The organism is Enterobacter sp. 61D5 (assembly GCF_034107965.1).
GTDB classification, from domain to species: Bacteria; Pseudomonadota; Gammaproteobacteria; order Enterobacterales; family Enterobacteriaceae; genus Enterobacter; species Enterobacter cloacae_M.
This window is the reverse complement of record NZ_JAWNFK010000028.1, coordinates 1-3,184: the sequence shown is the minus strand read 5'-3', so window position 1 is coordinate 3,184 and position 3,184 is coordinate 1. Positions and strand designations below refer to the sequence as shown.

Genomic DNA, 3,184 nt, shown 5'->3' with positions numbered 1-3,184 from the left:
GCTGGCTGTGGGCCAGCACGCGCATCCAGCGCTGTCGGGTGACGGTGTCGAAGTGCATTCAGTGCTCCATGGTGAATTCGATCATGTCGGCGCGGGTCAGGCTGACGGAGTATTCCGTCGCGTCGATCTCGCCGTCACGGTGGTTGAGGGTGCGCACGCAGAGCAGCGGGGCCATATTGGGAATTTCGAGCACCTTGCTCTCTTTCGCCTGCGCGCGACGGGCGCTGATGCGCGTCTGGGTGCGCTTGAGCGCAATGCCTGTCGCATCCTGAAGAAAGTCATGCAGCGAGCCGCTGGAGAAATGCTGGAGCACGGGCCAGAGGGCGAGGTCCGCAAAGTAGTGGTCTATCTGGCATACCGCCACGCCGTTAACGCGACGCAGGGTGCGCAGGTGAATGACGTCGTCGCCCTCCTGAATACCCAGCGCATCCGCCACATGGCTGGAGGCCGGACGCAATACCGAGAGCAGCTTTTCGCTGGTCGGGTGGCTGCCCTGATCCAGCAGGTTCTGGCTAAAGCGCGCCTGGGCGTTCAGCGGGTAGTCGAACGGGCGCATCAGCACCAGCACGCCCACGCCCTGACGGCGCTGGACCCAGCCGCGCTCGACCAGCTGGTCAATGGCGCGACGCAGGGTGTGGCGGTTCACCTCATAGCGGTCGGCAAGCTGCTGCTCGGCGGGCAGGTAGTCCCCGCAGCGGTAGTGCGTGCGCAGCTCCACTTCGAGCTTTGCGGCAATCTCTTGCCAGCGGGTTGGGTAACTGGTCGGATGTCTGGATAAGTGCATAGAAAACAAAGCCTCGCTTCTCAGATGAAGTGCTTACGCAAACGTTGAGAGAGGAAATCCAGCAGGCTGACGGTGACGATGATGAGCACCATCAGGGCGCAGGTTTGCTGGAACTGAAAACCGCGAATCGCTTCCCACAGGGTGACGCCAATCCCGCCTGCGCCCACCATGCCGACCACCGTCGCGGAGCGGACGTTGGNNAGGGAGTAGGAGATCAGGAGCGGCATAACCTGCGGCAGGACGCCGTAAAGGATCTCTTCGATTTTGTTGGCGCCCGTTGCGCGGATGCCTTCCACCGGGCCGGGCTCAATGGCTTCGACCGCTTCGGAGAGCAGCTTGGAGAGCACGCCGGTGGTGTGGATGAACAGTGCCATCACGCCGGCGAACGGACCCAGGCCAACGGCGACCACGAACAGCATCGCAAAGACCATTTCATTGATGGCGCGACAGGCGTCCATCAGGCGGCGCATCGGCTGGTATATCCACCACGGCACGATGTTTTCGGCGCTCATCAGGCCAAATGGGATGGAGAGAACGACGGCAAGGGCGGTGCCCCAGACGGCGATTTGCAGGGTGACCGCCATTTCGCTGAGGTAATCCTGCCACTGGCTGAAGTCCGGCGGAAAGAAGTCGGCGGCGAAGGTCGCCATGTTGCCCGCGTCCTTGAAGAGCAGCAGCGGATCCATTTCCGCGCCCTTCCAGGAGATAACCAGCACCGCCAGCAGGATGGCCCAGCTTATGAGCGAGAACCAGCTGCGCTTCGGCGGCGGGAGGGTGATGGTTTGCATGTTGGCTCCTTTGGGTTTAGTCCCCTCTCCCTTGAGGGAGAGGGAGAAAGGCACTACTGCACCGCTTTATTCACGCTCGTCATCGCACCGAGCGCGGCGGTCAGGCGATCGAGGTCTTCCAGCTGTGCCTCAATTGCGGCCACTTTGCTGGTCTTCTCCTCGTCCTTCAGCCCTTTGTTGTCCTTCACGCCCTGCATCTCTTTAAACAGCGCCAGCTGGCGAATCGGGACCAGCTGCAGGTCGCTTGACGGGCGGAACGGTGCCCAGCCAAGGCGCGCCAGGACCGCTTTCTCTTCCGGCGTTTTGCCATAGGTCATAAAGAAGTCGTAGACCTTGTCCTTGGTGCTTTCGGAGAGATTTTTACGCCAGACGATCGGGTCGCCCGGGATCAGCGGCGATTTCCAGATGACTTTGATTTCCTTCAGCTTGTCCGGCGCGGAAGTTTTCAGCTTGTCGAGGTTCTCGGTGTTGTTGGTAGCAACGTCCACCTGCTTGTTGGCCACGGCCAGAGCGTTGGTTTCGTGGCTGGCGTTCACCGTGCGCTTGAAGTCGCTGGCGGAGGCGTTGTTTTTGGCGAAGACGTAGTAGCCGGGGACAAGGTAACCGGAGGTGGAGTTCGGGTCGCCGTTGCCGAAGGTCAGCTCTTTACGTTTGGCGAGCATATCGTTGAGGTTGTTGATTGGGCTGTCTTTGTTGACGATCAGCACGCTCCAGTAGCCCGGGGAGCCATCTGCCGCGACGGTCTGGGCAAACACCTGGCCGTTCGCGCGGTCCACCGCTTCCATGGCGGAGAGGTTGCCGTACCAGGCGATGTCCACTTTATTAAAGCGCATCCCCTGGATGATGCCCGCGTAGTCCGGAGCGAAGAAGGCGTTCACTTTGATCCCCAGCTTAGTTTCCATATCTTTCAGGAACGGTTCCCACTGAGGTTTCAGGTTCTGCTGTGATTCCGTCGAAATAATGCCGAAGTTCAGCGCTTTTTCCTGCTCTTGTGCATACGCCGGGCTTAACAGGGTGCTGAGGCTGAACATGCTGGTAAAGGCCAGCGCGGCAACGGCTTTGTAGCTCATGTACTTTCCTCGGATCGGGTTTAATTAAGCAGCCTGCGCGTTCTCTTCGACGCGGTTAATGCTGCGGTAGAGATGGTCAAAACGTTCGTTATCAAACTGATGGCTCGCGCCATCAAAGAACACATGTCCCTGACGCAGGGCGACAATGCGTTCGCAGTAGCGCAGGGCGTAATCCACCTGATGCAGCGTGACCACTACGGTGATGCCGTCGTTCAGGTTAATGTCGCGCAGGGTTTCCATCACGATGCGGGCGGACTCCGGGTCCAGCGAGGCAATGGGTTCGTCAGCGAGAATGATTTGCGCTTTTTGCATCAGGGCGCGGGCAATGGCGACGCGCTGCTGTTGTCCACCGGACAGGGTGGAGACGCGCTGGTGGGCGAAATGCGCCATGCCGACGCGGGTCAGCGCCTGTAAGGCTTCCTGCTTCTGGGAAGGGGAGAACCAGCGCAGACAGGTGCGCCAGAACGGGGTGCTGCCGAGCGCGCCAATCAGCACGTTCTCCAGCACCGTCAGGCGGTTCACCAGGTTGAACTGCTGGAAGA

Annotated in this window: 4 protein-coding genes; all 4 read right to left on the bottom strand. The window is 60.2% G+C overall.

What is annotated here, in order from left to right:
* Positions 1-58 precede the first annotated feature (58 nt).
* Positions 59-784 (bottom strand): phosphonate metabolism transcriptional regulator PhnF, encoded by a 726-nt coding sequence (phnF, locus tag UTM25_RS21740; RefSeq protein ID WP_047653068.1) that lies wholly within the window; start codon positions 782-784, stop codon positions 59-61.
* 20 nt (positions 785-804) lie between these two features.
* Positions 805-1,572 carry a phosphonate ABC transporter, permease protein PhnE gene (gene phnE, locus UTM25_RS21735; RefSeq protein WP_320715340.1) on the bottom strand — a complete coding sequence of 256 codons (768 nt, stop codon included), beginning with the start codon at positions 1,570-1,572 and terminating at the stop codon, positions 805-807.
* A gap of 53 nt (positions 1,573-1,625) precedes the next feature.
* Entirely contained in the window at positions 1,626-2,642 is a 1,017-nt protein-coding gene (phnD, locus tag UTM25_RS21730; RefSeq protein ID WP_047059567.1) for a phosphonate ABC transporter substrate-binding protein, read from the bottom strand.
* A gap of 24 nt (positions 2,643-2,666) precedes the next feature.
* A partial coding sequence (gene phnC / locus UTM25_RS21725) for a phosphonate ABC transporter ATP-binding protein (protein ID WP_320715338.1) occupies positions 2,667-3,184 on the bottom strand: 518 nt, incomplete at its 5' end.